This window comes from Sphingomonas changbaiensis NBRC 104936, assembly GCF_000974765.1.
Taxonomy (GTDB): Bacteria; Pseudomonadota; Alphaproteobacteria; order Sphingomonadales; family Sphingomonadaceae; genus Sphingomonas_B; species Sphingomonas_B changbaiensis.
In genome coordinates this window covers 1-26,350 of sequence record NZ_BBWU01000028.1, presented here as the reverse complement: position 1 = coordinate 26,350, position 26,350 = coordinate 1, and the positions used below count along the sequence as shown (strand labels likewise).

23 protein-coding genes and 1 tRNA gene are annotated in these 26,350 nt (G+C 67.0%); 14 read left to right on the top strand and 10 right to left on the bottom strand.

What is annotated here, in order from left to right:
* Window positions 1-10: 10 nt before the first annotated feature.
* From SCH01S_RS06610 to SCH01S_RS06600, 3 genes are read right to left on the bottom strand one after another with little or no spacing between them, the layout of a single operon-like run.
* Window positions 11-427: a hypothetical protein gene (locus SCH01S_RS06610; RefSeq protein WP_046348004.1), complete on the bottom strand. Its 417-nt coding sequence runs from the start codon at window positions 425-427 to the stop codon at window positions 11-13.
* Window positions 428-467: 40 nt separating this feature from the next.
* Window positions 468-1,847: a hypothetical protein gene (locus SCH01S_RS06605; protein ID WP_046348003.1), complete on the bottom strand. Its 1,380-nt coding sequence runs from the start codon at window positions 1,845-1,847 to the stop codon at window positions 468-470.
* Window positions 1,844-2,479, bottom strand: a complete 636-nt coding sequence (locus tag SCH01S_RS06600) for an ATP-binding cassette domain-containing protein (protein ID WP_046348002.1) — start codon at window positions 2,477-2,479, stop codon at window positions 1,844-1,846. Before SCH01S_RS06600 ends, SCH01S_RS06605 begins: the two co-directional genes overlap by 4 nt.
* A 312-nt stretch (window positions 2,480-2,791) precedes the next feature.
* Between SCH01S_RS06600 and SCH01S_RS06595 the strand changes: the two genes are divergently transcribed.
* Window positions 2,792-3,964, top strand: coding sequence for a BaiN/RdsA family NAD(P)/FAD-dependent oxidoreductase (locus SCH01S_RS06595; RefSeq protein WP_046348001.1), 1,173 nt, complete (start codon window positions 2,792-2,794; stop codon window positions 3,962-3,964).
* Window positions 3,965-4,094: 130 nt separating this feature from the next.
* Here the strand turns inward: SCH01S_RS06595 and SCH01S_RS06590 are convergent, their stop codons facing one another.
* Entirely contained in the window at window positions 4,095-5,297 is a 1,203-nt protein-coding gene (locus SCH01S_RS06590) for an acetyl-CoA acetyltransferase (RefSeq protein ID WP_046348000.1), read from the bottom strand.
* Window positions 5,298-5,384: 87 nt separating this feature from the next.
* Here SCH01S_RS06590 and SCH01S_RS06585 point away from each other — a divergent pair, with 87 nt between their 5' ends.
* The 4 genes from SCH01S_RS06585 to SCH01S_RS06570 all read left to right on the top strand — a co-directional run bounded on the left by SCH01S_RS06585 (window position 5,385) and on the right by SCH01S_RS06570 (window position 7,848).
* The gene (locus tag SCH01S_RS06585) at window positions 5,385-6,746 is read left to right on the top strand and encodes an FAD/NAD(P)-binding protein (RefSeq protein WP_046347999.1); all 1,362 of its coding nucleotides are present in this window, start codon (window positions 5,385-5,387) and stop codon (window positions 6,744-6,746) included.
* A 183-nt stretch (window positions 6,747-6,929) separates the two neighbouring features.
* The gene (locus tag SCH01S_RS06580) at window positions 6,930-7,310 is read left to right on the top strand and encodes a hypothetical protein (protein ID WP_046347998.1); all 381 of its coding nucleotides are present in this window, start codon (window positions 6,930-6,932) and stop codon (window positions 7,308-7,310) included.
* The gene (locus tag SCH01S_RS06575; protein ID WP_046347997.1) at window positions 7,307-7,585 is read left to right on the top strand and encodes a DUF5985 family protein; all 279 of its coding nucleotides are present in this window, start codon (window positions 7,307-7,309) and stop codon (window positions 7,583-7,585) included. The genes SCH01S_RS06580 and SCH01S_RS06575 overlap by 4 nt, the downstream gene beginning before the upstream one ends.
* Window positions 7,582-7,848 (top strand): DUF5985 family protein, encoded by a 267-nt coding sequence (locus tag SCH01S_RS06570; RefSeq protein ID WP_046347996.1) that lies wholly within the window; start codon window positions 7,582-7,584, stop codon window positions 7,846-7,848. Before SCH01S_RS06575 ends, SCH01S_RS06570 begins: the two co-directional genes overlap by 4 nt.
* On the opposite strand, the gene SCH01S_RS06565 is transcribed toward SCH01S_RS06570, so the two are convergent.
* Window positions 7,845-9,887, bottom strand: coding sequence for a PAS domain-containing hybrid sensor histidine kinase/response regulator (locus tag SCH01S_RS06565; protein ID WP_046348115.1), 2,043 nt, complete (start codon window positions 9,885-9,887; stop codon window positions 7,845-7,847). The genes SCH01S_RS06570 and SCH01S_RS06565 overlap by 4 nt on opposite strands.
* A gap of 26 nt (window positions 9,888-9,913) precedes the next feature.
* Entirely contained in the window at window positions 9,914-15,556 is a 5,643-nt protein-coding gene (locus tag SCH01S_RS06560) for a HAMP domain-containing protein (protein WP_245612177.1), read from the bottom strand.
* A 300-nt stretch (window positions 15,557-15,856) separates the two neighbouring features.
* On the opposite strand from SCH01S_RS06560, the gene SCH01S_RS06555 reads away from it, so the two are divergent.
* The gene (locus SCH01S_RS06555; protein ID WP_046347994.1) at window positions 15,857-16,054 is read left to right on the top strand and encodes a hypothetical protein; all 198 of its coding nucleotides are present in this window, start codon (window positions 15,857-15,859) and stop codon (window positions 16,052-16,054) included.
* On the opposite strand, the gene SCH01S_RS06550 is transcribed toward SCH01S_RS06555, so the two are convergent.
* Window positions 16,051-16,617, bottom strand: a complete 567-nt coding sequence (locus tag SCH01S_RS06550) for a PadR family transcriptional regulator (protein WP_046347993.1) — start codon at window positions 16,615-16,617, stop codon at window positions 16,051-16,053. The genes SCH01S_RS06555 and SCH01S_RS06550 overlap by 4 nt on opposite strands.
* A gap of 104 nt (window positions 16,618-16,721) precedes the next feature.
* Between SCH01S_RS06550 and SCH01S_RS06545 the strand changes: the two genes are divergently transcribed.
* From SCH01S_RS06545 to SCH01S_RS06530, 4 genes are all read left to right on the top strand, one after another.
* Window positions 16,722-18,017 (top strand): replication-associated recombination protein A, encoded by a 1,296-nt coding sequence (locus SCH01S_RS06545; protein ID WP_046347992.1) that lies wholly within the window; start codon window positions 16,722-16,724, stop codon window positions 18,015-18,017.
* 106 nt (window positions 18,018-18,123) lie between these two features.
* Complete coding sequence (locus SCH01S_RS06540; protein ID WP_245612176.1) at window positions 18,124-19,476, top strand: serine hydrolase domain-containing protein; 1,353 nt, start codon at window positions 18,124-18,126, stop codon at window positions 19,474-19,476.
* Entirely contained in the window at window positions 19,473-19,814 is a 342-nt protein-coding gene (locus SCH01S_RS06535; RefSeq protein ID WP_046347991.1) for an MmcQ/YjbR family DNA-binding protein, read from the top strand. The genes SCH01S_RS06540 and SCH01S_RS06535 overlap by 4 nt, the downstream gene beginning before the upstream one ends.
* Before the next feature lie 139 nt (window positions 19,815-19,953).
* A complete protein-coding gene (locus SCH01S_RS06530) occupies window positions 19,954-20,676 on the top strand; it encodes a hypothetical protein (RefSeq protein WP_369385529.1) in 723 nt (240 codons plus the stop codon).
* An 89-nt stretch (window positions 20,677-20,765) separates the two neighbouring features.
* Here SCH01S_RS06530 and SCH01S_RS06525 read toward each other — a convergent pair whose 3' ends face one another.
* Window positions 20,766-21,797 (bottom strand): hypothetical protein, encoded by a 1,032-nt coding sequence (locus SCH01S_RS06525; RefSeq protein ID WP_046347989.1) that lies wholly within the window; start codon window positions 21,795-21,797, stop codon window positions 20,766-20,768.
* 174 nt (window positions 21,798-21,971) lie between these two features.
* Here SCH01S_RS06525 and SCH01S_RS06520 point away from each other — a divergent pair.
* The 4 genes from SCH01S_RS06520 to SCH01S_RS17090 all read left to right on the top strand — a co-directional run bounded on the left by SCH01S_RS06520 (window position 21,972) and on the right by SCH01S_RS17090 (window position 25,022).
* Window positions 21,972-22,047: transfer RNA gene (locus SCH01S_RS06520), tRNA-Thr, on the top strand.
* Between the two features lie 88 nt (window positions 22,048-22,135).
* Window positions 22,136-22,819 carry a DUF1013 domain-containing protein gene (locus SCH01S_RS06515; RefSeq protein ID WP_046348113.1) on the top strand — a complete coding sequence of 228 codons (684 nt, stop codon included), beginning with the start codon at window positions 22,136-22,138 and terminating at the stop codon, window positions 22,817-22,819.
* 121 nt (window positions 22,820-22,940) lie between these two features.
* On the top strand, window positions 22,941-23,999 hold the full coding sequence (locus tag SCH01S_RS06510; RefSeq protein ID WP_046347988.1) for an MBL fold metallo-hydrolase: 1,059 nt from the start codon (window positions 22,941-22,943) through the stop codon (window positions 23,997-23,999).
* Between the two features lie 138 nt (window positions 24,000-24,137).
* On the top strand, window positions 24,138-25,022 hold the full coding sequence (locus SCH01S_RS17090) for a PEPxxWA-CTERM sorting domain-containing protein (RefSeq protein WP_052733816.1): 885 nt from the start codon (window positions 24,138-24,140) through the stop codon (window positions 25,020-25,022).
* A gap of 96 nt (window positions 25,023-25,118) precedes the next feature.
* Here the strand turns inward: SCH01S_RS17090 and SCH01S_RS06500 are convergent, their stop codons facing one another.
* Complete coding sequence (locus SCH01S_RS06500) at window positions 25,119-25,871, bottom strand: phosphoadenylyl-sulfate reductase (protein WP_046347987.1); 753 nt, start codon at window positions 25,869-25,871, stop codon at window positions 25,119-25,121.
* Entirely contained in the window at window positions 25,864-26,283 is a 420-nt protein-coding gene (locus SCH01S_RS06495) for a DUF934 domain-containing protein (RefSeq protein WP_046347986.1), read from the bottom strand. The genes SCH01S_RS06500 and SCH01S_RS06495 overlap by 8 nt, the downstream gene beginning before the upstream one ends.
* Between the last annotated feature and the right edge of the window lie 67 nt (window positions 26,284-26,350).

Here is a 26,350-nt window from a genome sequence, read left to right as displayed (position 1 = left end):
CGGGATCGCCTTAGCCGCGCGGTTTGGGCGGGCGGCGCGGGCCCTGCGGGCGCCCGCCAGGAGAAGTCGGCTTCGGCCCGCCGGGGCGTCCGCCGGCCGGGGGGCGCCGTTCTCCCTGCGGCGGCCGCCGCTCGCCGCGGCCGACCACAGGCGCCGGCGCGGGGCCGCGCCGCTCGGGCGTGCCGCCGCGCGGCATCACCGAATAGCCTTCCTTCAGCAGCCGGGTGAATGCGGAGCGGACATTGGTCGCGATCGCCGCCTGCACCTCTTCCGGCAGGTCGGCCAGCGTGACGTTCGCATGAATCGCGTTCAGGTCGCGCAGCAGGGTGTTCGGCAGCCCTTTGGACGCCGTCTTCAGTGCCTGGATCGAATCGATCACGGCGGAAAAGAGGATGTCCTGCATCAGGTCGGTCGCGCTCTTCGTCATGCCGCCTATCTAACGCTCCGGCCGAACAATGGTAGCGTCTTCAACTCGCCGTGTAAGCGTACCAGGCGATCAGCAGCACCAGCCGCGGCGCAAAGCTTGATCCGCTGAGTGCGGCAAGGCCGATCGCGGCGATCGCAGCGACTCCACCCAGGCCCGCCGTCATGCCGAAGCCGATCGGATCGAGCTGCCTCAGCACATGGGGCAGGGCGATCAGCGCCGCCCAGGCCGAACCCGCGACCACGAACGCGGCTCGCCGCGCCCAGGGATTGCCCGGCACGGTGCGGGTCAGCGCGCGGAGTCCCGCGCTCTCGCTGCGGCCCGCATGCGCCGTCAGCGCGAACACGAGCAACAGCAGAAGCGCCGGCGTCGCGTCCGTCACGATCCCCGCCACGGCGACAGCGAGCGCGAGCAGCTTGAACAGACGTCCCGCGCCGATCAGCCGGAACTCGGCCGCGAACAGGTTCAGCGCCGGCAGGGCGCACCGCTCCGCAGCGCCGGCCTCGGGATCGGCCGCGGGCGCTGGCCCCACCTCCAGCAGCTTGCCCGCACGTGCGGTGAGGCTCGGGCGATTGCGCGCGCGGTGCGGCCGATAGATCAGCCCGGCGACGGCCACGACGGCCAGCGCAATCCCTGCCCATGCCAGCCGCGACGGCAGATATCCGGGCGAGAACAGGCCCGCCATCGCGTCGATCGGGATGCGGCCGGGCTTCACCGCCGCTCCGCCGATCGCAAAATTGGGATCGCTCAGCCCTGCGCCAAAGACCAGGGGGCGCACGAAGCCGCCGAAGTCCAGCATGTTCGCGGAGAAATTGCTCTCGCTTATCGCCGCGCCGGACGGTGCCGCGAGCGAGGCGATCCACAGCACCAGATAGGCAAAGTCGCCCAGCGCGCCTCGCAGCAATGGCGCGGCATCGAACAGCGTGCGGATCGCGGCCAATCCCATAACGGCGGGGCCGGCGATCACCCATAGCGCAAAGCTCAGGGCGGCGGGATCGAATGCCCGCCAGGGCAGGATCAGCCAGGCCAGGAAAATGCCGGCCGCGTTCAGCGCCGCGAGCGCGCCGAACAGCACCGCCAGATCGGCGCCGAACCGGCCGAATGCGATCGCCACGCGCGGGGCGGCGGTCACTTCGGCGATCTGCCACGGCTGGCGGCGGTTGGTGTTGGCGCGGAGATAAATGTAGGCGGCCGGCAGCAGCAGGGTCGAGACGACCACGCCCAGGCACACGCCGATCACCGGCGCGGTCATCACCGGCAAATGGTCCGCGATCGAAATGACGATCGCCGTCCCGTCCCCGCGCGGCACGAACAGCCGCGCGCCAACAGGAGCGATCAGCAGCAGGATCCAGAGGCCCCAGCTGCGCGAGTAGCGGGTGAGCGCGGCGGCAAAGGTCGAGCGCGCGGCGAGCGCGGCGCTCATGCGGGCAGCACCCGGCGGTCGTCGACGCGCAGCACCGCGCGCACCTTGGGCGCGAACGCATCGCTCAAGTGCGTCGTCATGATCACGATCGCCTCGCGGGCGCGCTCCAGTATCAGGTCGCCGACACGCCGGGCGGTCTCGCCGTCGAGCTCGGCGGTGGGCTCGTCGAGGATCAGCAGCTTCGGGTTGCCGAGCAGCGCCTGGGCGAAGATCAGCCGCCGCCGCATGCCACCCGAAAAGGTCGCGATGCGGTTGTTCACGTCGGCATGCAGTCCGATCGCGTCGGTGATGCTCAGGAATTGCTTGTCGGCAGCCTTCAGTTCCAGTCCCTTCAGCGCGGCGATGTGCATCGCGAACTCGCGCGCGGTCAGGTCTTCGGGCAGATCGACGGCCTGGGGCGCGTAGCCGAGCGCCTGCCGCATCGTCGCGCGGGCCTTGGGAAGCACGATGCCGTCCCAGCGGATCGTCCCCCAGCTCGGCCGCTCGGCGGTGGCGAGCAGCCGCAGCAGGGTCGATTTGCCGGCGCCGCTCGGGCCCACCAGCAGGGTCAGGCCCGGCCCGAAGTCATGCTCGACCCGGTCGAGGACCAGCTTGCGGCCATAGCGTTTGCTGACGCGATCGAGGCTCAGCATAGCGGTCGCCGGATCAGGCGAACGGGTAGGACGGGACGGCCGGGCCGACAGTGGCGACGAGGCTCAGGGTCGCGAAGAGCAGTGCAGCGGCGAACGCGGCGAGGCGGGCGGAGACGTCGTAGGTGCGGATCATGTAGGTATCCCTTGCCAATCGCGGCGGCCAATCCGCCGATTGCCTCTTGTTCAGCAATGCCCGTGCCAAATGGGTAAGTGCTTGATTGCAATGGGAAGGCGAATTCACGTTTGGCGGGATGGCAACATCAGTTGGCAATTTCCGCTATCGATTGGGAAGAGATGCGCTAAGGCCCGCCAATGACCGACTATGACGCGATCGTGCTGGGCGGGGGCGCGGCGGGGCTGATGTGCGCGGCCGTTGCCGGGCAGCGCGGCCGCCGCGTGCTGGTGATCGAGCATGCCGATCGCGTGGGCAAGAAGATCCTGATCTCGGGCGGCGGGCGGTGCAACTTCACCAATCTAGGCGTCGCGCCCGATCGCTACCTCTCCGCCAACCCGCATTTCGCGAAGTCCGCGCTCGGCCGCTACACCGCGCAGGATTTCCTGGCGCTGGTCGAGCGCTACGGCATCGCCTGGCACGAAAAGACGCTCGGCCAGCTCTTCTGCGACGGCTCGTCGCGCCAGATCGTCGACATGCTGCTCGCTGAATGCGCGCAGGGCGGCGCCGACATCGCCGTCGGCCACTCGGCGCGCGAGATCGAGCATGCGGACGGCCGCTTCCGCCTGAGCTTCGGGGGCCGGCAGGCCCAGGCACCCGCGCTGGTGATCGCGACCGGCGGACCGTCGATCCCGAAGATGGGCGCGACGGACTTCGCCTATGATCTCGCCCGCCGCTTCGGCCTGAAAGTGATCGAGCCGCGCCCGGCATTGGTGCCGCTGACGCTCGGCGGCGACGAGACTTTGTTCCGCAGCCTCTCGGGTGTTTCAGCCGAGGTTGTCGCGCGCGCCGGCAGGACGGCGTTCCGCGAGGCGGCCCTGTTCACGCATCGCGGCCTTTCCGGCCCCGCGATCCTGCAAATTTCCTCCTATTGGCGCCATGGCGAGCCGGTCGCGATCGACTTCCTGCCCGATCGTGCGACGGGTTGGCTCCGCGCCGCCAAGCGCGAGCACCCGCGCGCGACGCTTCGCAGCCAGCTCGCCGTGATGCTGCCGGACCGGCTCGCGGACGTGCTCGCGGAACGCATCGGCCTCACCCGCGAACTCGCCAACTGCCCCGATGCGCAGCTTCAGGGGGCCGAACAGCGTCTCGCCGGCTGGCCTTTCCACCCGAACGGCACCGAAGGCTTCGCCAAGGCCGAAGTCACCGCCGGCGGCATCAGCACCGCCGAGCTCTCCTCTCAGACGATGGAAGCGCGCAAGGTGCCCGGCCTCTACGCGATCGGCGAGGCGGTGGACGTCACCGGCTGGCTCGGCGGCTATAATTTCCAATGGGCCTGGGCCAGCGGCTGGGCGGCGGGGATGGCGCTCTAATTCCCTCTCCCATCGGGAGAGGGCGACTCGCGGCGGAGCCGCGAGCGGGGTGAGGGTGACCCAAACATCCAATCGCCCTCACCCGGTCGGGCTGCCGCCCGACTCGACCTCTCCCAATGGGAGAGGTAGGTCAGGCCAGCCCCACGATCGCGACCGCGCTCACATTCTGGATCGGCGATCCGCCCAGATTGTGGCTCAGCGCCAGGCTGGGCGGCTGCTGGCGCTGCCGCTCCCCCGCACGGCCCAGCAGCTGCAGATAATTCTCGTAAATCATCCTGAGTCCCGACGCGCCGATCGGGTGGCCGAAGCATTTGAGGCCGCCGTCGATCTGGCACGGCACCGCGCCGTCCGCGTCGAAGAAGCCGTCGAGCACATCCTTCCAGCCTTCGCCTTCCTTCGAGATGTGCAGGTCCTCCATCGTCACCAGCTCGGTGATCGAGAAACAGTCGTGGACTTCCATCAGGTCGATCTGCTCGCGGGGGCGGGTGACGCCGGCTTCCTCATAGGCCTTGGCGGCGGCGATGCGGGTCGTGTGGAAATAGCTGCCGTCCCAGCCGCCCGCCTGCTGCAGCTCCCAGCCGTTGGAAGTCGAGACCTGCAGCGCCTTGACCGTGACCAGGTCAGTCTTGCCCAGGCTCCGCGCGATCTCCGGCGTCGTGACGATCGCGCACGCCGCGCCGTCCGACACGCCGCAGCAGTCGTACAGCCCCAGCGGCTCGGCGATCATCGGCGCGTTCAACACCGTGTCCATGTCGACCGCCTTCCGCAGATGCGCCTTCGGGTTTTTCGCCCCGTTCGCGTGGGACTTGACCGACACATGCGCCATCGCCCGCTTCAGGTCGGCTTTCCCGACGCCGTGCTTGGTCCGATAGGCGCCGGCAAGTTGGGCGAAATTGCCGGGCGCCGATCCGGTGACGCCGACCATGTCGAAGGTCGTGCCGCGCGTCCGCACCGGCAGGCCGCCATAGCCCGTGTCCTTCAATTTCTCGACGCCCATCGCCAGCGCGATATCGGCCGCCCCGGATGCGACCGCATAGACGGCGCCCCGGAAGCTCTCGGTCCCGCTCGCACAATAATTTTCGACCTTGGTGACGCCGATGTTGGGGAGTCTCAGCGCCATCGACAGCGGAATGCCCGACGGTCCGATGTTCACCGCATCGAACGCCACGCCCAGCCAGGCGGCGTCGATCGCGCTCGGCTCGATCCCGGCATCGGCGATCGCCTCGTCGAACGCTTCGACCATCAGCGTGTCGGCGTCGTCGGCCCAGCGCTCGCCGAACCTGGCGCAGCCCATGCCCAGGATCGCCACCTTGTCCTTGATGCCGCGTGCCATCGCGTCTCTCCCTGGAAAATGGCCAGCCTGTCACCAAAGTGTATAGCGCGTGATGCAAACGGAACAGGGCCGGTAAAAGGAAGTCGATTGCTCAATCAGCGCGCGCATGTCGCGATCGTCGGCGGCGGTTTCAGCGGGACGCTGCTCGCGATCAACCTGCTGCGCCATGACGGCCCGCGCGTTACGCTGATCGAGCGCCGCCAGGACCAGCTCGCCCGCGGCGTCGCCTATGGCTCCGCCAGGCCGGATCATCTGCTGAACGTCCGCGCCGGCGGGATGAGTGCGTTTCCGGACGATCCTGCGCATTTCGAACGCTGGCTCGGCGCCCGGGCAGCGGGCAGGAGTCCGTTCGTCCGCCGCCGGCTTTACGGCCTTTATCTTCGCGAATTGCTTGCCCAGGTTGCCGCCGACACGGATCACAGGCTCCGCGTTATCCATGGCGAGGTGACGGACGTCATCGAGGCCGACGGCCGGCTCCGGCTCGTGATGGATGAGGCGCCCGCGATCGAGGCGGACACCGTCGTGCTGAGCGTCGGCAACCTGCCGCCCGCGATCCCGACCGGCGTCGGCCTGGAAGCGCTCGACGGCGGTGCGTACGTCGACGATCCATGGAGCCTTGGGCCGGACGGTGCGCCGGACATCCGCGGCCGGACCCTTCTGATCGGCACGGGGCTGACCGCAGTCGACGTGCTGCTCGATCTCGACGGACGAGGTCTTGCGGGAGAGGTGTTCGCGCTGTCGCGGCGGGGGTTGCTGGCGCGCGCGCACGACCTGGGGCAGCCTGCCGTCACGGCCGCCGCATTGCCCGACGCACGACGCCTTTCGCAGCTGACGCGGCGGGTTCGAATGCGGGCGCGCGCGATCGGTTGGCGGAGCGCGATCGACGAGCTGCGGCCGGTGACGCACCAGCTCTGGTGGCGTGCCGACCACGCAACGCGCCGGCGCTTCCTGCGTCACCTTCGCCCTTATTGGGACGTGCACCGGCACCGGCTCGCGCCCGAAGCGATGCAGCGAGTCCAAGGGATCGAGGCAGCCGGCCGGTTCCGGGCGGAGGCCGGCCAGCTGCTTGGTGTCGAGCGATCACCGGACGGCCTGAACGTCCGCTGGCGCCCGCGCGGCACGAGCGAGGTGCGTACGCTCCAGGTCGATCGCATCATCAATTGCACCGGCGTGCATGGCGACCTGTCCCGCTCGGACCAGCCGCTGCTCCAGAACCTCGTTGGCCGTGGCGTCATACGGCCGGACCGGCTGGGGCTTGGCATCGACACGGATGCGGCATGCCGCACGGTCGATGCCGCCGGTGTCGCAAACCGGAGCCTTTACTGCATCGGCCCGATGACGCGCGGCGCCTTTTGGGAAATGACGGCCGTGCCCGATCTGCGGCGCCAGGCGTGGATGATCGCGCGGCGGCTCGCGAACGCGCATTGGATGGGCGGCGAGGGGCTGTAGCGCGGCGGCCCGCTCGCACCAGCTTTGCCGCCGTCCGGGAGGTTTCGGGCGCGAATCGAGCGGCGATTCTCAGCGATTTAGCGACTTTTCCCGATCCGGGTCATTTCAGGGCCAATCCAGGCTTGGAACGAGGTCCGGTCCATGCCAAGGGCATTGGCATGTTGACGACTCCGCTCCCGGATCATGGTCGACGATAGCGCGATCAACAGATTCATGCGCTCGGCCTTCGGATCGATCTGGTCGCTTGAGCTGCTGCTTTTGCTGCGCAGCCAGCCGGAGCATCGCTGGACGCGCGAGGAACTGATCGAATCCTTGCGCGCGAGCGAACAGGTCTTGACGCGCAGCACGGCAGATCTTGTCGCAGCCGGGCTTGTTTCGATCGACGACGAAAAGCGTGCGCAATACGCGCCGAACTCGCCGGCGCTGGAGGAAACCGTGGCAGCCGTCGCGGCCTTCTACGCATCGCGTCCGGCGGCGGTGCGGCGATTGATTGTCGGCGGTGCCGCGGATTCGGTCGTCAACTTCGCCGATGCGTTCCGTTTTCGAAGGGACCAGGGGGAATGAGCTTCGAGACATGGTTCCCTGGGGCAGTCTATCTGCTCTGTTTCCTGACCAGCGCAATCTGCGCCTGGCTGCTGATGCGCAGCTATCTGCAGGTGCGTGGGCATATGCTGTTCTGGAGCGCGCTCTGTTTCGGTCTGCTCGCGCTCAACAACCTGATCGTGATCTTCGATCTGCTGATCGTGCCGGTCGATCTGGGTTTTTACCGGCTCGCCGCATCGTTGCTGGCGGTGGGCGTCCTGCTGTTCGGCTTCATCTGGCGGGGAGACGAAGCGTGAGCCCGATTCTCAATGCCTTCCTCAGCGGCGCCATCACCTGCGGCTTTCTGGTCGCGACGCTGTTCTTCGCCCGGTTCTGGCGGCGCACGCACGATGGCCTGTTCCTCGCCTTTGCCGCCGCCTTCGCGCTGCTCGGTTTCGGCCAGGCGCTGCTGACGCTGTCGGGCATCCCGGTCGAGGAGCGCAGTCCGCTCTATCTGATCCGGCTGCTTGCGTTCCTGCTGATCATCGTCGCGATCATCCGCAAGAACGCCAAGGCCTAGCCGAGTCCCGCGCAGCGCCCGATCGCGGCGCGGAGCTGTTCGATCGTGAATGGCTTCACCAGCACTTCGACGTCCTCGGGCCGGCTGCCGATCGAGTCCGGATCGGCGTAGCCGGTAATCAGCAGCCCCGGCAGGCCGGGCGCATGCTCGCGCGCTTTCCTCAGCAGCTCCGAGCCGGAGATGGTGGGCATCGCATAGTCGGTGATCAGCAGGTCCCAATCCTTGTCGCCGCCCTTCAGCCGCTTCACCACACTGTTGCCGTTGCCGACCGCGTTGACCTTGTGGCCCAGCTCGCCGAGCATTGCCGCCGTCATCGTGCGGACACCCTCGTGATCGTCGACCAGCAGGATGCGCAGCGGCCGCATCGCCTGGTCCGGCGCCGCATCCTTTCCGGCAGCAGCAAGCAGGCCGTCCTGCTCCGGCGCGCGCGGCAGCCAGATGGTGACGGTGGTGCCGCGCCCGACCTGGCTTTCGATGTGCACGCCGCCGCCCGATTGACGCGCAAAGCCATAGACCATCGACAAGCCCAGGCCGGTGCCCTTGCCGACGGGCTTCGTTGTGAAGAACGGCTCCATCACCTGTTCCAGCATCGCCGGCGCGATACCCTCGCCGGTGTCGGAGACCGCCAGCGTCACATAGTCGCCCGCCGGCAGCGACAGTGCTGCGGCGTCGGCGGTCCGGTGATTGGCCGCCGCGATCGTGATCGTGCCGCCTTCCGCCATTGCGTCGCGCGCATTGATGATCAGGTTCATCAGCGCGAGCTCCAGCTGGGTCTCGTCCGCAAACGCGTTCCAGCTGCGGTCCATCCCGTCCCAGCGGATTTCGACGAGCCCGCCCAGCGTATGCGCGAGCAGCTCGTTCAGCCGGACCGACATGTCCTTCACGACGATCGAGGCCGGCTGCAATTTCTGCCGCCGGGCGAACGCGAGCAGGCGGCGCACCAGTTCGGTGCCCTGCTCGGCCGCGTGCCGGGTCATGCCCAGGATCTTCTTCTGGTCGTCGCCCAGCTGCAGCCGGCGCTCGATCAGGCCGATGCCGCCCAGCACCGCCGCCAGGAGGTTGTTGAAGTCGTGCGCGATGCCGCCGGTCAGCTTGCCGATCGCGTCCATCTTGTGCGCCTGGAGCAATTGCGTCTCCAGCGCCTTGCGGTCGGTCACGTCGAGCAGGGTGCCCGCGAACTCGCCCGGCCCGCCGTCCTCGTCCGGCAGCAGCACGGCCTGGTCGAGGAAATGCTTGTAGCTGTCGTCACTGGCCCGCCAGCGATATTCGATCGACAGGCGGCCGGTGGTCTGCCGCTCTTCAAGGCAGGCGAGCACCCGGTCGCGATCCTCCGGGTGCAGCCGCTCTTCCCAGATGTGCGGATTTTCGGCGATCTGCTCGATCGTGAAGCCGGTGATCGCCGCCAGGTCGCCGCTGATGAACGCCGGCCAGCGCGGCCTACGGTCGAACGGCTCCAGATACAGAACGATCGGCAGCGAGTTGATGATCGCCGCCTGCCGCTGCTCGGCGATGCGCAATTCCTGCTCGGCACGGATCAGCTCGGCCGTGGTCTTCAGATTGGCCTTGAGCAATTCCTCCTGCTCGCGCGCCTTCTGCTGGATTTCGCGCCGCATCCGGAACAGGTCGACGAATACCGCGACCTTGGAGCGCAGCACCACCGGTTCGACCGGCTTGAACACATAATCGACCGCGCCCATCGAATAGCCGCGGATCAGGTGTTCGGTCTCCTTGTTGACCGCCGACAGGAACACGATCGGGATGCGTTTCGATTGGTCGCGCCCGCGAACGATCTGGGCGACCTCATAGCCGTCCATGCCGGGCATGTAGACGTCGAGCAGGATGACCGCGAACTCATGCTTCAGCAGGTGCCGCAGCGCCTCCTCGCCCGACCGCGCCTCGACGATGTCGGCGACATCCTCCAGCACCGTCCGGATCGCGAGCAGGTTGCGCTCGTCATCGTCGACGACGAGCACGCGCGCCCGGTCCGGATCGGCCGAAACCGCGCGCACCCGCGGCGTGTCTGCTGGCGACAAATCCATAATGATTGCCTGTTGCGTCCGCACGGTCACTCCGCAGCCGATTGCGTGATCGGTTCGGCAATCAACGTGGAGCGCGACCGCGACCGATCGATCCAGACGCGCAGCAGCGCCAGCAGCAGGTCGATATCGACCGGCTTCGCGATATAATCGGACGCGCCGGCGTCGAGGCACTTCTGCCGGTCGCCCTTCATCGCCTTTGCCGTGACGGCGACCAGCGGCACATCCGTCAGCACCGCCCGCCGCCTGATCTGCTGCATCGTCTCATAGCCGTCCATTTCGGGCATCATGATGTCGATCAGGGCGATATCGATTCCCGGCGTCTCCTCCAGGATGCGGATGCCGTCGCGGCCACGCTCGGCATACACCACCTCGGCGCCGAAGCTTTCGAGTACGCTCGTCAACGAGAAGATGTTCCGGATATCGTCGTCGACGATCAGGATTTTCGCGCCGGCGAGTTCCGGAACCTCCCGGCTTCGCGACGCACTCTCATTGTCGTTGCCCGCCCGCTTGCCGCGACGAAGCGCCGGAGCGACCGCACCCGGCAGCGCCTCCAGGCTGTGCACGATCGGCACGTCGCGCCTGTCGTTGAGTTTGGCGAGCGTGGCGCGGACGGCACCGCTTTCCTCGCCCTTGCTGACCACCAGCACCGGCGCCTTGAGCGTGCCCAGTGCCGAAAGCTCGCGCGCGGCGCCGGCGGTTTCGCCGCCCGCCAGGATGACCAGGTCGAACGGATCGACCCCGAATTTCTCCTGCGCGCGGCCCAGCGTCGATGCGGTCTCGACCTCGATCAGTGGGTCGGCGATGATCTGGCCGATCGCCTTGCGGTCGCTCGCCTGGCCGCCGATCACCAGCACCCGCCGCTCGGCACGATGGATGTGCTCGTGGATCGACCGGAAGACGTCCACCAGCTCGGCGCGCTCGGCTGGCTTTTCGGTGATGCTGAACGCGCCCAGCCGCGACACCGCCTGGATATCGGCAGCGCCGGAGATCACGTGGATCGGCAGGTGCCGCGTTTGCGGATCGTGCTTCAACAGGTCGAGCAGCACGAAGCCGTCGATGTCGCTGAGGCCCAGGTCCAGCGTGATCGCGTCGGGCTGGAGCTTGCGCGCCAGCGCCAGCGTGCCCGCGCCGGCGGTCGAGACGACGCCCTTCAGGCCCGCCTCGCGCGCCAGGTCGAGCAGGATCGACGCGAACGTCACGTCGTCCTCCACGATCAGCACGAACGGGTCGTGGCCCAGATTCTCGCGGTCGTCGACGACTTCGGTCGTGGCCGGAAGCGCCAGCGGAACGGCCGCGCCGCTATTCTCGTAGCGCGCCGGCGTGCCTTCGACGGTGCTGGCGATCGATCCCGCCTCCAGCGGCACGAACAGCGTAAAGGTCGATCCCTCGCCCGGCTTCGACCGGACCTGCAGCTCGCCGCCCAGCATCCGCGCGATTTCGCGGCTGATCGACAGGCCAAGACCCGTGCCGCCATATTTGCGGCTGGTGGTGCCGTCGGCCTGCTGGAACGCCTCGAAGATCAGCTTCTGCTTGTCTTCGGGGATGCCGATGCCGGTATCCGTCACCGCGATCGAGATCGCGCCTTCGGCGTTGCGCAGCACCGGGTGGTTGGTGCTCCAGCCGCTGGCGACCTGCTTGACCGACAGCGTCACGCCGCCCTGCGCCGTGAACTTGAACGCGTTGGACAGCAGGTTGAGCACGACCTGTTGCAGCCGCTTCTCGTCGGTGCGGATCGATGGCGGCAACGTGCTGTCGAACGCAACATCGAACCGCAGCCCCTTGTCGGTCGCGAGCTGGCGGAACGTGCGCTCCATGTGCTGCTTGAGCGTCGACATGGGCATGTCGCCGACCTCGATCGAGACGGTGCCCGATTCGATCTTCGACAGGTCGAGAATGTCGTTGATCAGCGACAGCAGGTCGGAACCCGCCGAGTTGATCGTCCGCGCGAACTCGGTCTGCTTTTCGTTGAGGTTGCCCTGCGGATTGTCCGCCAGCAGCTTCGACAGGATCAGCAGCGAGTTGAGCGGCGTCCTGAGCTCGTGCGACATGTTCGCCAGGAACTCGGACTTGTATTTGGAGGTGAGGGCGAGCTGCTCTGCCTTCTCCTCGACGGCGCGGCGCGCCATTTCGATTTCGAGGTTCTTGGCTTCGACCTGCTTCTTCTCGTTCTCGAGCAGCTGCGCTTTCTCCTGCAGCTCCTCGTTGGTCGCGTGCAGCTCTTCCTGCTTGGTCGTCAGCTCCGTCTGGCGCGCCTGCAGCTCCTGCGTCAGCAGCTGTGACTGCTTCAGCAGGCCTTCGGTGCGCATCGTCGCGGCAATCGTGTTCAGCACGATGCCGACCGATTCCATCAGCTGGTCGAGGAAGCTCTGGTGCGTCTCGTTGAACTCGCCGAACGAGGCGAGCTCAATCACCGCCTTCACGTCGTCTTCGAACAGCGCCGGCAGCACCGCGACATTGGCGGGCTTGGCATGGCCGAGGCCGGAGCCGATCCGGATGAAGTCCGACGGCACGTCTTTCAGCACGATCGGCCGCTTGTCGGCGGCGGCCTGACCGATCAGCCCTTCGCGCAGGCCGAACCGGTCCTTCAGCTCGTTCTTGCTTTCCGCGCCATAGCTGGCGGCCAGCTCCAGATAGCTTTCGCTTTCGTCGCGCTGGGTCACGTAGAACACGCCGTATTGCGCGTTCACCAGCGGCGCGAGCTCGGACATGATTAGGTTCGAAACCGTGGTCAGGTCGCGTTCGCCCTGCAGCATGCGGCTGAACCGCGCCAGGTTGGTCTTCAGCCAGTCCTGCTCCGCATTCTTGAGGGTCTGTTCCTTCAGGTTGCGGATCATCTCGTTGATGTTGTCTTTGAGCGACGCCATCTCGCCCGACGCTTCCACGGCGATCGAGCGGGTGAGGTCGCCCTTGGTCACGGCAGTCGCCACGTCGGCGATCGATCGCACCTGGTTGGTCAGGTTCGCCGCCAGCTGGTTCACGTTGTCGGTCAGGTCGCGCCACAGGCCGGCGGCGCCCGGCACGCGCGCCTGGCCGCCCAGCCGCCCTTCGATGCCGACCTCGCGGGCCATGTTGGTCACCTGGTCGCCGAACGTCGACAGCGTCTCGATCATGAAGTTGATCGTCTCGGCGAGCGCCGCGATCTCGCCCTTCGCGTCCAGCGTCAGCTTGCGCTTCAGATTGCCCTGCGCCACCGCGGTCACGACGTCGGCGATGCCGCGCACCTGGTTGGTCAGGTTGTTCGCCATCAGGTTGACGTTGTCGGTCAAGTCCTTCCAGGTGCCGCCGACGCCCGGCACGTTCGCCTGTCCGCCCAGCTTGCCGTCGGTGCCGACTTCGCGCGCCACGCGCGTCACTTCCGATGCGAAGCCGTTCAGCTGATCCACCATCACGTTGATGGTGTCCTTCAGCGCGAGGATTTCGCCCTTCACGTCGACGGTGATCTTCTTCGACAAGTCGCCGCGCGCCACGGCGGTGGTCACGTCGGCGATGTTGCGGACCTGGCCGGTCAGGTTGTCCGCCATCAGGTTGACGTTGTCCGTCAGATCCTTCCAGGTGCCGGCGACGCCGCGCACCTGCGCCTGGCCGCCCAATTTGCCCTCGGTACCGACCTCGCGTGCGACGCGCGTCACTTCGGATGCGAACGAATTCAGCTGGTCCACCATCGTGTTGATGGTATTCTTGAGCTCCAGAATCTCGCCCTTCACGTCGACGGTGATCTTCTTGGACAGATCGCCCAAGGCCACCGCGGTCGTCACCTCGGCGATGTTGCGCACCTGACCGGTCAGGTTCGCCGCCATCGCGTTCACGTTGTCGGTCAGATCCTTCCACGTGCCACCGACGCCCGGCACCTGCGCCTGGCCGCCCAGCCGGCCTTCGGTGCCGACCTCGCGCGCCACGCGGGTCACTTCGGACGCGAAGGAATTGAGCTGGTCCACCATCACGTTGATGGTGTTCTTCAGCTCCAGAATCTCGCCCTTCACGTCGACGGTGATCTTTTTGGACAAGTCGCCGCGGGCCACGGCGGTGGTCACCTCGGCGATGTTGCGGACCTGGCCGGTCAGATTGCCGGCCATCAGGTTCACGTTGTCGGTCAAATCCTTCCAGGTGCCGGCGACGCCTTCCACCTGGGCCTGACCGCCAAGCTTGCCTTCCGAGCCCACTTCGCGCGCCACGCGCGTCACTTCCGATGCGAAGCCGTTCAGCTGGTCCACCATCACGTTGATGGTGTCCTTGAGCGCCAGGATTTCGCCGCGCACCTCGACGGTGATCTTCTTGGACAAGTCGCCGCGCGCCACCGCGGTGGTCACCTCGGCGATGTTGCGGACCTGACCGGTCAGGTTGTCGGCCATCAGGTTGACGTTGTCGGTCAAATCCTTCCAGGTGCCCGCGACGCCCGGCACGTTTGCCTGTCCACCGAGCTTGCCCTCGGTACCGACTTCGCGGGCAACGCGCGTCACTTCGGAGGCGAAGCCGTTCAGCTGGTCCACCATCACGTTGATGGTGTTCTTGAGTTCCAGGATTTCGCCCTTCACGTCGACGGTGATCTTCTTGGACAGATCGCCCAGTGCCACCGCGGTCGTCACCTCGGCGATGTTGCGCACCTGGCCGGTCAGGTTGTCGGCCATCAGGTTGACGTTGTCGGTCAAATCCTTCCACGTGCCGCCGACGCCCGGCACCTGCGCCTGACCGCCGAGCTTGCCTTCGGTGCCCACTTCGCGCGCCACGCGCGTCACTTCCGATGCGAACGCATTCAGCTGGTCCACCATCGTGTTGATGGTGTTCTTGAGCTCAAGGATTTCGCCCTTCACGTCGACGGTGATTTTCTTGGAAAGATCGCCCGACGCCACCGCGGTCGTCACTTCGGCGATGTTGCGGACCTGGCCGGTCAGGTTGTCGGCCATCAGGTTGACGTTGTCGGTCAAATCCTTCCAGGTGCCGCCGACGCCCTCCACGCGCGCCTGTCCACCCAGCTTTCCTTCGGTGCCCACTTCGCGGGCCACGCGTGTCACCTCGGACGCGAAGGAGTTCAGCTGGTCCACCATCGTGTTGATGGTGTTCTTCAGCTCGAGGATTTCGCCCTTCACGTCGACGGTGATCTTCTTGGACAAGTCGCCCGAAGCCACCGCGGTCGTCACCTCGGCGATGTTGCGGACCTGGCTGGTCAGGTTCGTCGCCATCGCGTTGACGTTGTCGGTCAGGTCCTTCCAGGTACCGGCAACGCCGCGCACCTGCGCCTGGCCGCCCAATTTACCTTCGGTGCCGACTTCGCGCGCGACGCGCGTCACTTCCGACGCGAACGAGGCGAGCTGCTCCACCATCGTGTTCACGACCTTGCCGATGCGCAGGAACTCGCCGCGCAAAGGCCGTCCGTCGATCTCGACCGCCATCGCCTGGGACAGATCGCCCTTTGCCACGGCGCCGATCACGCGGCTGACCTCGGCCGTCGGCTGGACCATGTCGTCGATCAGCTCGTTGACCGCCCGCAGCTTGATTTCCCAGCCGCCGGTGGCGCCACGCACGCGGGCGCGCTGCGTGATCTTGCCTTCCTTGCCGACCACCATAGACAGGCGCTCGAATTCGCCGGTGATTTCCTGGTTCAACGAGACGATCTCGTTGAACAGCTCCGCGATTTCGGAATCGAAGTCGGGATCGTCTTCGGGCAGACGCACAGAAAAATCGCCCCGCCTCAAGCTGCGGAGCGCACTGACGAGCTGACGGCGATCGGCAAAATCGCGCGAAGAATGTACGTTCAAGGACGGCTCCTAGCTTCCCCCCGCCCTGAAATCTGAATCTCTACGGCCCCCCGGCCGTGCGCCTAGATAGCATGGCTATGTCGCGCTGCCAGCATGAAAAAACGATGAACGGGTGTCCCGAAATCGATCTCTTGCGCGGGTCGTTTCATCGCATATGTCGGGAACCGAACATTGCCGAAGTCGTTACGGCGCGCAGGGGCCATCCAGGTTGAACGAATGAACGACGACGACGTTTCCGTCGGCGAAGTGGAACGGAGGCAGCAATTGCTGCGGGATCATATCGCCGAAAATGACAGGCTGATCGGAGAGGCGGCGCAGCGCGTCGCCACGTCCCGCGCCATCACCGGCGCGGGCGACGCGATGTTCGACGGGCCGGCGGCCGACGCCGCCGACCTGCGATTTCCTGACGCCTAAAGCCGCTCGATCTTCTGCGCCGCCTCGTCGATGATGGCGGCCGCATCGTGCAGCATGTCCGCGGTCACGTCGCCGCGGGACAGGCGGTGCTGCAGGGCGCTGAACAGGTTCGCCGTCGCGCGGCGGATCGGCGCGCGGTCGACGCGCGCGCGCTCTTCGCCCAAGGCATCGAGCCGCTCGAACAGCGCCGCGACCTCGTCCTCGCGCTCGGCGAGATGCGCGCGGCCGGCCTGGGTCGCCGCGAATTCCTTGCGCGATCCTTCGGACACCGCCTCGATCAGCCCCATGTCGTCGAGCATCGTCAGCGTCGGGTAAATCACCCCCGCGCTCGGCGCATAGGCGCCGCCGGTGCGCTCTTCGATGTCGCGGATCAGGTCATAGCCGTGGCGCGGCTGGTCGGCGATCAGCTTGAGCAGCACCAGCCGCAGTTCCTCGCCATCGAACATCCGCCGCCGCCGGCCACCGCCGCCGCGATGGCCCATTTCCCAGCGCACCTCGAACGGCCCGCGCCGCCAGCTCCCATGCCGCGATCCGCAGCCGCGGCCACCATAAGCGAAGAACATTTCGACTCACTCCAGGCCAATCTGTGCGCATCAAGATATATCTTGCGCTGTTTTGGTCAAGCCGCTCGCGCTAAGCCTCACTTTTGCCTAACCTTTGGACCCGCATGCCCGACCTGTTCGCTCCCGACCCGGCCGAATCCGCGCCTCTTGCCGACCGCCTGCGGCCCCGCCGACTGGAGGATGTCGTCGGCCAGGAGCATCTGACCGGCCCCGAAGGCGCGATCGGCCGCATGGTCGCGGCCGGCCGGCTTTCGTCGATGATCCTGTGGGGACCACCCGGCACAGGCAAGACCACGATCGCGCGCCTGCTGGCGGACGCGGTGGGGCTGCGCTTCGAAGGGGTGTCGGCGGTCTTTTCGGGCGTCGCGGACCTGAAGAAGGTCTTCGCCGCCGCCCGCGATCACGCCGCCGCCGGCCAGCGCACCCTGTTGTTCGTGGACGAGATCCACCGCTTCAACCGCGCCCAGCAGGACGGCTTCCTGCCCTATGTCGAGGACGGCACCGTCACCCTGGTCGGCGCGACCACCGAGAACCCGAGTTTCGAGCTCAACGCCGCGCTGCTCAGCCGTGCGCAGGTGCTGATCCTGCATCGCCTCGACGCGAACGCACTGAACACGCTCCTCGACCGCGCCGAGGAAGCCGAAGGCCGCCCGCTGCCGCTGACTCCGGAAGCTCGCGAGGCCCTGGTCGCCAGCGCGGATGGTGACGGCCGGTTCCTGCTCAACCAGGCCGAGACGCTCTATTCGGTGAAGCTCGACGCCCCGCTCGATCCCGCCGGCCTGTCGGCGATGCTCCACCGCCGCGTCGCCGTCTACGACAAGGACCGGGAAGGGCATTACAACCTGATCTCCGCGCTGCACAAAAGCATCCGCGGCTCCGACCCGCAGGCGGCGCTCTATTATCTCGCACGCATGCTGACGGCGGGGGAGGAGCCGCTGTACGTGCTCCGCCGCCTCGTGCGCGCGGCGGTCGAGGATGTCGGCCTCGCCGACCCGCAGGCGCTGGTCCAGTGCCTCGCCGCCAAGGACACGTACGATTTCCTGGGCTCACCCGAAGGCGAGCTCGCGATCGTGCAGGCGTGCCTCTATCTCGCGACCGCGCCCAAATCGAACGCCACCTATGCGGCGCAGAAGGCGGCGTGGCGCAGCGCCAGGGAAACCGGCTCGCTGATGCCGCCGATGAACATCGTGAATGCACCGACGAGGCTGATGAAGCAGCTCGGCTACGGCAAGGGCTATGCCTACGATCATGACACCGACGAAGGCTTTTCGGGCGACAATTACTGGCCGGAGGCTATGGAGCCCCAAACCTATTACGAGCCCACCGACCGCGGCTTCGAAAAGCGCGTCGCGGAACGGCTGGCTTATTGGGAGGAATTGCGACGTGCGAAGCGAGGTTAGTTCGCTCGATAAACCCCGTTCGTTTCGAGCGCAGTCGAGAAACGCGCGTCCAACTGCGCCCAAGCCGCTTCTCGACTTCGCTCGAAGCGAACGGATTTGGGGTGCATTGGCCTGTGGTGTTCTAGCCTTATCGACTCCCGCTCACGCCGCCGAGCCGACGCCCTACCAGCGCGCACTCGCTGCCGGCTACAAGGCCGCGTTCCTCTGCTCGGGCATGTTCAACGCCGGCCGCACCCAGGCGCAGATCGAGGCGCTGGAGCTGACCGGCATCTATGCGGAATATGACCCGATCGTGCCGACCCTGCCGGCGCAGGTCGATGCGGGCGCACACACCGTCTCCGTGGCGTTCGACCCGAAGCTGCCGCCGCGCCGCGCCGAATGGCACCTTGGGCTCGGCTGCACGACGATGCCGATCGGCGCTCCGCCGCAAGCGGCCGTCGCGGCAAACGGCCCCCCCGCCGCTGTTCCCGCGCCTCTCGACCCGCGGCCATGGCCGCTTGGCGATGCGGGCATCTCCCCGCGGCCCGGTTCTGCGCTGGCGCGGCTTGCCGACCAGGCTTTTGCCGGCGGCTATGGCCAGGGCAGCCGCACTGTCGGGGTGCTGGTGGTCCGCGACGGCAAGGTCATTGCCGAACGCTATGGCGACGGCTTCGGGCCGACCGTGTCGAACCGCACCTGGTCGGTCGCCAAGAGCATTTCCGGAACGCTGGTCGGCATCGCCGCGAAGCAAGGGCTGCTCGATCCCGCACAGCCCGCGCGCGTGCCTGAATGGGGCCCGGCAAGCGTCGATCCGCGGACGGGCATCAAGCTGGACAATCTGCTGCGCATGGCCAGCGGCCTCCACAGCGATACGGCGGGAAACCGCACCGACGCGCTCTACACCGGCGCGACGACCGTCACCGGCGAAGTCACGCACTGGCCGTTGGAGGCGATGCCCGGCACCCGCTTCCGCTATGCTAATAACGACATTCTGCTCGCGATCCGCTCGCTGCGCGCTGCTCTGAACGACGATCAGCGCTACCTCGCTTTCCCGCGCACCGAGCTGTTCGACAGGATCGGTATGACCCACACGGTCGCGGAGACCGACTGGCAGGGCAATTTCATCCTGTCGTCGCAGGTCTGGTCAACGGCCCGCGATCTCGCCCGGCTCGGGCTGCTGTGGCTGAACGACGGCGTCTGGCAGGGCGAGCGCATCCTGCCGGAAGGCTGGGTCAAATATATGACCACGCCCTCCGGCCCGCAGCCGGAGAAAGGTGAAGGATACGGCGCGACGATGTGGCTGTTCGGACCCGCGCAGGGCCTGCCGGCGGGCAGCTATGCCGCCCAGGGCAATCGCGGCCAGTACATCATGGTGATCCCGTCCGAACGCCTCGTCGTCGTCCGCCGCGGCGAGGACCCGGTCGGCGCCCGCTTCGACATCGCCAAATTCTCCGCTGACGTGGCGGCTGCGCTCAGGTGAACGACTGGGACGAGGTTCTGGCGTTCGCCCTCGCGTTGCCGAATGCCGAGCTGTCGACCAGCTACGGCAGGCCGGCGGTCAAGGTGAACGGCAAGGCCTTCGTCTATCCCGGTCGCGAGGCCGGCAGCTTCGCGATCGCATCGCCGCTCCCGGAAAAGGAGCTGCTGATGGAAACGGACCCGGACATTTTCTGGGAAACCGCCCACTATCGCGGTTGGCCCGCCGTCCTCGTCCGCTACGGCAGCGCCGATCGCGAGCGGATCGAGATCGTCATCACCCGCGCCTGGTGGGATCGGCTGAAAAAGCCGCAGCGGGAGGCGTTCGGCGATCGCCCCTGACCGCTTCATTCATTTCGCGGCCATCGACTGGTCGGGCGCCGCCGGCGCGCGGCAGAAGGGGATCGCGCTGGCGACGTGCGAAGCGGGCAGGGGTGCACCCGAACTCGTCCGCCCCGGCCATATCTGGTCGCGGCAGGACGTGCTCGATTGGATGCTGGCGCTGAAGGGCGACTGGCTCGTCGGCCTGGACCTGTCTCCGTCGCTCGCCTTCGCCGATCGCGGTGCTTATTTTCCCGGATGGGAGCGCAGCCCGGCGGACGCGCGCGGTCTTTGGGCCTTGGTCGAGGAGATCGCGCACGACGAGCCGCATCTCGGCGCCAACCGCTTCGTCGATCATCCGGAGGCGAGCCGCCATTTCCGCCGCCACGGCGGCCGCTGCGGCGACCTGTTCCCGCCGGGCGCCGGCCGCTTTCGCGTGGTCGAGGACGCCAGCCGCGAGCAGCGCCTGTGCAATCCCTATAGCAACTTCAACCTGGTCGGCGCGGCCCAGGTCGGCAAGTCCAGCCTGACCGGCATGCGCCTATTCCACCGGATCGACGGCAAGCTGCCGATCTGGCCGTACGACCCGGTGCCGTCAGGCGGTCCGGTGGTGGTCGAAATCTACACCAGCATCGCCGCCACCGCGGCTGGCCTGCCGCGCGGTCGCACCAAGATTCGCGATCCCGACACGCTCGATCGCGCGCTTGTCGCGCTCGGCAGCCGCAAGCACGCGCCGCTCGCCCGCTACGACGACCACGCGACCGACGCCATCCTGGCCGCCGCCTGGCTCCGCGCAGTCGCGCGCGACCCAGAGCTCTGGTCGCCGTCCGGCCTCACGCCCGGCCTCGCGCGGACCGAGGGCTGGACCTTCGGGGTTCGCTGAAAATTCCGTTCGTTTCGAGCGAAGTCGAGAAACGACACCTCGGAGGCGCAGGCTTCTCGACTTCGCTCGAAGCAAACGGATTGAGAGCGTCAGATCCGGCCCTCGTTGCGCATCCGGATCAGCTCGTCCGGTGCATAATGGCCGCCCTGGGCGTTGGCGCGGCGGATCGACTCGATCGACACGCCATTGTCGCGCAGCCGGATCATGTCGTCCGGGCTCAGATTTCCATAACCGACCGTCGTCAGCGCGCCGACAAAGTCCGCGTTCAGCCCGTGATCGCGCATGCGAACCACATCGTCCGTCGAAAAGCGCCGCCCGCTTTCGGCCAGTTCGCGGACGAACTCGGCGCTGACGCCATGGTCGCGCATGTCGATCAGCTCGCGCACGTCGGCATTCGGAAAGCCGTTGCGCCGAACCGCGGCGACATAGTCGGGCATCACGCCGCGATCGCGCAGGTCCGTGAGTTCCTGTGGGCTGAGCTTGCCGAGCCCGTTCGCCATCACCGCGCGGATATAGTCGGTCGTGACGCCGTGATCGCGCAGGTCGGCCAGTGCCCCGAGCGTCGACAGGTGGTAGCCGAGCGCGCTCACCTCGCGCAGCATGTCCAGGCCGACGCCATGTTCGCGCAGCTTCACGACATCGGCGACGGTAGCATCGCGGTAGCCCTGGCGCGCAACTTCGGCGAACATCGGCAGGCCGAAGCCCATCATCGCGAGCGACAGCAACTGCTGCTCGTCCGCATGACCGAATCCCTGGCGTTCCAGGTCCGCGGCAAAGGCCTGGTTGCCGGCGAAACTGCAGTTTCCGTCACCTCGACCGCCGCCGGCGCTCCCGTCGCAGTCGAGCGTGCCGGCGTCCTTCACGATCGTGAAATGCACCGGCCCATGTCCGCCGCGGAGCTGTTCGGCGGAAAGGCCTCTCAGGCTGGCAAGCGGCACCGGCTCGCTGCGGATGCTCTGGCTTCGCCCTTCCCGGTAAAAAAGCGTGAACGGCACTTTGCCGTCGGCGCGCGGGCGATCGCTGTCGATCGACCATTCGATGCGCCCCGGCATCTGCGCGCAGGCGAAGGACGGCAGCGCCGCAAGCGCGACAGCAAGGCTCAGGACAAGGTGACGATTCATGAAGGCTCCTCCCATTTGCGAGAGGCCATGCAACAAGCGTGCAGACGGGTAAGTCTTTGATTTGACGGCATCTACATTCGGACCGCTTGTGCGGCCGCGAACGGCCCTGACCGAAATCGAACATTCGCCTGGGCTGGACCTTCGCCGCAACCTGTCGCATGGCGCATGTCAGCTGCCGGGTTAGCTCAGCTGGTAGAGCAACTGATTTGTAATCAGTAGGTCGTCCGTTCGAGTCGGACACTCGGCACCACTTGCTTCGTTCGTCTGCCGGGCCTAGATCGGCGGCGATGTTCGGCCGCTCCGGGAAGGGGCGGCCCTATTTGTTTCCGGAGGTTTCCTTGGCTCAGCCGCTCATGCCGCACGCGACCGCTTCGTGGCTGGTCGACAACACATCGCTCTCGTTCCAGCAGATCGCCGACTTTTGCGGCCTGCACGTGCTCGAGGTGCAGGCGATCGCCGACGACACGGCCGCGACCAAGCTGACCGGCCGCGATCCCGTCCGCGCGCACGAGCTGACGATGGACGAGATCGAAAAGGGCCAGAAGGATCCGAATTACCGCCTTGTGATCAGCAAGGGGCCGGAACAGATCCGCCGCACCAAGGGGCCGCGCTACACGCCCGTTTCCAAGCGCCAGGACAAGCCGGACGGCATCGCCTGGATCATCCGCAACCACCCGGAAGTCTCAGACGGCGCGATCGGCAAGCTGATCGGCACCACGCGGACGACGATCGCGGCGATCCGCGACCGCAGCCATTGGAACATCGCCAACATCACTCCGAAGGACCCGGTGACGTTGGGCCTCACCTCGCAACGCGAGCTCGACGCCGCGGTGGCCAAGGCGGCCAAGGCGGCTGGCATCGAGGCGCCGACCGACACCCGCTTCGAGGGCGACCGCGAGGCGCTGATCGAGGAACTGCGCGCCGAGCGTGAGCGCGCCGTGCGCGACGCCGACGCGGCAGCGGCCGGCGAGCTGCAGGCGCCGGATCACCCGGCTTTTGCCGATCCGTTCAAGCACGGGTGAGCTCAACCGGTTTGCCTTCAGGCCCATGCCGGTTTGGGCTGAGCTTGTCGAAGCCCTCCCTTTCTTTAGCTGCGGAAAAGGAGAAGGGAGGCCTTCGACAAGCTCAGGCCAAACCGAGTCTATGAAGCCAAATCCCGCCCTTTCGGACCACCATGCCAGCCCGACCAGCCACAAGGGCCTGAACTATCCGCTCGGCGAACGCTTCCCCGAACCCGGCGCTCTGATCGAGGTCGCGCCGGGCATTCACTGGGCGCGGCTGCCGGTGCCGGGGCCGCTCAAGCACATCAACGTCTGGGCGGTCGAGGAAGAGGGCGGCGTCGCGATCGTCGATACCGGCCTGCCGCTCGACGAGTGCAAGGCAGCGTGGCGGGCGATCTTCGAGGGGCCGCTCGCCGGACGCACGATCACGCGCGTGATCGTGACCCACATGCATCCCGACCATCTGGGCCTCGCCGGCTGGTTGACGCGCAAATTCGGCGTGCGGCTGTGGATGACGCGCGGCGAATATCTGACCGCGCGACTGCTGGTCGCCGATGCCCGGGCGGAGCCGCCGGAAGACGTGATCGCGATGTGGCGCGGCGCCGGCTGGTCCGACGAGCAGATCGCGGCCGCTTCATCGAGGGGCTGGGGCAATTTCGCCCGCGCCCTGCACAAGCTTCCGGACGGGTTCGTGCGCGTGCAGGCCGGTGACCGGCTCGGCGCGTTCGGCATCATCGTCGGCAGCGGCCATTCGCCCGAGCATATGTGCCTGGTCGACGAAACGCGCCGGGTGATGATCGCGGGCGATCAGGTGCTGCCGCGGATCAGCTCGAACGTCTCGCTGACGGCATTGGAACCCGAGGGCGATCCGCTCGGCGAATGGCTCGACAGCCTCGCCCGCTTCCGCGCCGCGCTACCCGACGATCTGCTGGTGCTGCCCGCGCACGGATCGCCGTTCACCGGACTCCACGCGCGGCTCGAAGCGCTGGTCGACGGCCACCACAAGCAGCTCGCGCGGCTGGAGGAGCGACTGGCCGAGGCGCCGCGCCGCGCGGTCGACTGCTTCGGCGTGATGTTCGCCCGCGCGATCGACGACAAATTGCTCGGCATGGCGACCGGCGAGACGCTGGCGCATTTGCGCTACCTGGAGCGGCGGGGCAGGGCGGTCCGCGAAGACCGCGATGGCGTGTGGTGGTGGTAGCGCTGAAGTCGAGCCTCAGCCGGCCCCACAAAAGTTAACATACTTGCGTTGCTCGATCTGGCTGTTAACCCTGATCACCGGGTTGCGACTCACAAAGAACATAACATGTTTACTCGCAACAACTTCAGGGGGATTTCGATGAAACTTGCTGTGTCCTTCGCCGCAATTGCGGCCACGATCGCCTATGCCTCCGCTGCACAGGCGACCGATTACGGCGTGGTGATCCATCCGGGCGTGCAGAATGTCGCGCCGGGCGTCTACGCCTATGACGCCGTGGGCGAACAGGGCGGCGGCGGCTACACGGCCGTGACCCGGAATGCGCCGCGCGCGGCTCCCGGCACGCCGGGCGCGAACGGGTCGCTGGAAATCCACGGCGATCGCTCGCGCTACGTGATCGGCAGCATCTACGAGGATCTGCTGCCCGGATCGCCTGCACCCTCGCTAGGGTCGTTCAACAATCTCGCCCAGGTCGATTTCGACTGGCAGACCGGCGTCGTCGGATCGGGCCAGCCGCATGCGGCGCCCGCCGTGCGCATCCATATCATGGACAATGGCGTGCGCTCGGAAATGATCTGGGAGCAGGTCTATAACGGGGGCGCCTCGGGCGTCGCGCCGCCCGCGGGCTGGCAGACATCGGGCGACAATTCGCTGTTCTACCTGAACGTGCGCGATCATGACGGCGCGGCGTTCACCGCGGCGCACCCGGGCTACACGCTGGACGGCGGCGATCAGGGCGTGGTCCTGCTGGGTGGCAGCCAAGTCAACCGGTCGATCGGCAGCTGGCAAAGCCTGTTCAGCGCGAACGCCTATGTCACCGGCTTCAGCTTCGGCGCCGGTTCGGGTTTCGGCTCGAACTTCGTCGGCTATGTCGACAATGTGCGGCTCAGCACGCTTAGCGGCGACACCACGATCATCAATTTCGAGGCGGTTCCCGAACCCGCCACCTGGGCGATGATGATCGGCGGTTTTGGCCTGATCGGCGCCACCGCGCGCCGTCGCAGGGGCAAGGTCGTGTTCGCCTGATTCGATCGTCATCCCGGGCTTGACCCGGGACCCACCTTCTTTGCGTCACGTGACAAGAAGAAGGTGGGCCCGGCTCGAGGCCGGGGTGACGCAGGCTCAGAACACCGGCTCGTCGCCTTGCGCGCCGTGGATACCGCATTCGGTCTTGTCCCAGCCACGCCAGCGGCCGGCGCGCGGGTCTTCGCCGGGCCGGACTTTCGAGGTGCAGGGCGAGCAGCCGATCGACAGATAACCCTCGGCCTCCAGCGGATGCCGCGGCAGCTTATGCTCCTCGAAATAGGCGTCGAGTGCGGCCTTGGACCAGTCGGCGAGCGGGTTCAGCTTCAGTCGGCCTTCGTCGATGTCGAAGCGGGGGAGGGCGGCCCGGCTTTTGGCCTGAAAGCCTTTGCGACCGGAAATCCACGCATCGAACGGCTGCAGCGCGCGCCTGAGCGGCGCCACCTTCCTGATCTCGCAGCAGCCGTCCGGATCGTAGGACCAGCGCAGCCCCGTCCTGTCGCGGGCGGCCAGATCGTACGGATCGGGGCGGAAGACGCGCAGGTCGGTATAGCCCAATTGCTCCGCCAGGCCGTCGCGATAGGCGAGCGTTTCCCCGAACATCTTCTGCGTGTTGACGAAGATCAGGGGCACGTCCTTGTCAATCGTGGCGACCAGGTGCAGCAGCACCGCCGATTCCGCGCCGAACGATGATACGATCGCCACGCGACCTTTCAGCTCGGTCGTCAACATCTGCCGCAGCATCTCGGCCGTCCCGACCCCGGCAAAGCGCGCATTCAGCCGGTCCGCGTCCGCCTGGACAAAGGCAGGCGCCGTGTCGATCAGGTCGAGCCTGCGGGCGATGCTAGCCATGTCGCAGCTTCCAGACCGGCACCGCCGCATCGGCCGCGGTCTGATAGACGAATGGGAAACGAGTCAGCGCTTCCTCGACCAGCCGCGCGTCGAGCGGCTGCGCCGGCGCGAAGCTGTCGAAGCCGCAGCGGCGCATGAACAGGATCTGATCGACCAGCACGTCGCCCTCGGCGCGCAGCTCGCCCGCATAACCGCTCTCGCGCAGGATTTGCGCTGCCGAGTAGCCGCGGCCGTCGCGGAAGCGCGGGAAGGAAATCTCGACCAGCTTCAGCCGGTCGAAATAGGGGATCAGCTTGCGCACATCCTCGCCCGCCTCGACCCGCACCGCATGCGCATCCGGCTGGTCGAGAAAGGCGTCCAGCGTCACCGCCGGTTCCTCATGCGGCTCGTCGTCGCGGAAGCGGACCACCATTAGCCCCTCCCCTTCAGGGGAGGGGTTGGGGTGGGGCTTGTCCGGCCCTGCGGAGTCTTTTGGGCGC

What these genes read in the sequence shown, in the direction of transcription:
- SCH01S_RS06580 (WP_046347998.1), top strand. Translation starts at nt 6,930, where the DNA reads ATGGTCGACGATAGCGCGATCAACAGATTCATGCGCTCGGCCTTCGGA.
- SCH01S_RS06510 (WP_046347988.1), top strand. Translation starts at nt 22,941, where the DNA reads ATGAAGCCAAATCCCGCCCTTTCGGACCACCATGCCAGCCCGACCAGC.
- SCH01S_RS06595 (WP_046348001.1), top strand. Translation starts at nt 2,792, where the DNA reads ATGACCGACTATGACGCGATCGTGCTGGGCGGGGGCGCGGCGGGGCTG.
- SCH01S_RS06590 (WP_046348000.1), bottom strand. Translation starts at nt 5,297, where the DNA reads ATGGCACGCGGCATCAAGGACAAGGTGGCGATCCTGGGCATGGGCTGC.
- SCH01S_RS06495 (WP_046347986.1), bottom strand. Translation starts at nt 26,283, where the DNA reads ATGGTGGTCCGCTTCCGCGACGACGAGCCGCATGAGGAACCGGCGGTG.
- SCH01S_RS06525 (WP_046347989.1), bottom strand. Translation starts at nt 21,797, where the DNA reads ATGAATCGTCACCTTGTCCTGAGCCTTGCTGTCGCGCTTGCGGCGCTG.
- SCH01S_RS06545 (WP_046347992.1), top strand. Translation starts at nt 16,722, where the DNA reads ATGCCCGACCTGTTCGCTCCCGACCCGGCCGAATCCGCGCCTCTTGCC.
- SCH01S_RS06575 (WP_046347997.1), top strand. Translation starts at nt 7,307, where the DNA reads ATGAGCTTCGAGACATGGTTCCCTGGGGCAGTCTATCTGCTCTGTTTC.
- SCH01S_RS06610 (WP_046348004.1), bottom strand. Translation starts at nt 427, where the DNA reads ATGACGAAGAGCGCGACCGACCTGATGCAGGACATCCTCTTTTCCGCC.
- SCH01S_RS06550 (WP_046347993.1), bottom strand. Translation starts at nt 16,617, where the DNA reads ATGTTCTTCGCTTATGGTGGCCGCGGCTGCGGATCGCGGCATGGGAGC.
- SCH01S_RS17090 (WP_052733816.1), top strand. Translation starts at nt 24,138, where the DNA reads ATGAAACTTGCTGTGTCCTTCGCCGCAATTGCGGCCACGATCGCCTAT.
- SCH01S_RS06605 (WP_046348003.1), bottom strand. Translation starts at nt 1,847, where the DNA reads ATGAGCGCCGCGCTCGCCGCGCGCTCGACCTTTGCCGCCGCGCTCACC.
- SCH01S_RS06500 (WP_046347987.1), bottom strand. Translation starts at nt 25,871, where the DNA reads ATGGCTAGCATCGCCCGCAGGCTCGACCTGATCGACACGGCGCCTGCC.
- SCH01S_RS06600 (WP_046348002.1), bottom strand. Translation starts at nt 2,479, where the DNA reads ATGCTGAGCCTCGATCGCGTCAGCAAACGCTATGGCCGCAAGCTGGTC.
- SCH01S_RS06565 (WP_046348115.1), bottom strand. Translation starts at nt 9,887, where the DNA reads ATGGATTTGTCGCCAGCAGACACGCCGCGGGTGCGCGCGGTTTCGGCC.
- SCH01S_RS06555 (WP_046347994.1), top strand. Translation starts at nt 15,857, where the DNA reads ATGAACGACGACGACGTTTCCGTCGGCGAAGTGGAACGGAGGCAGCAA.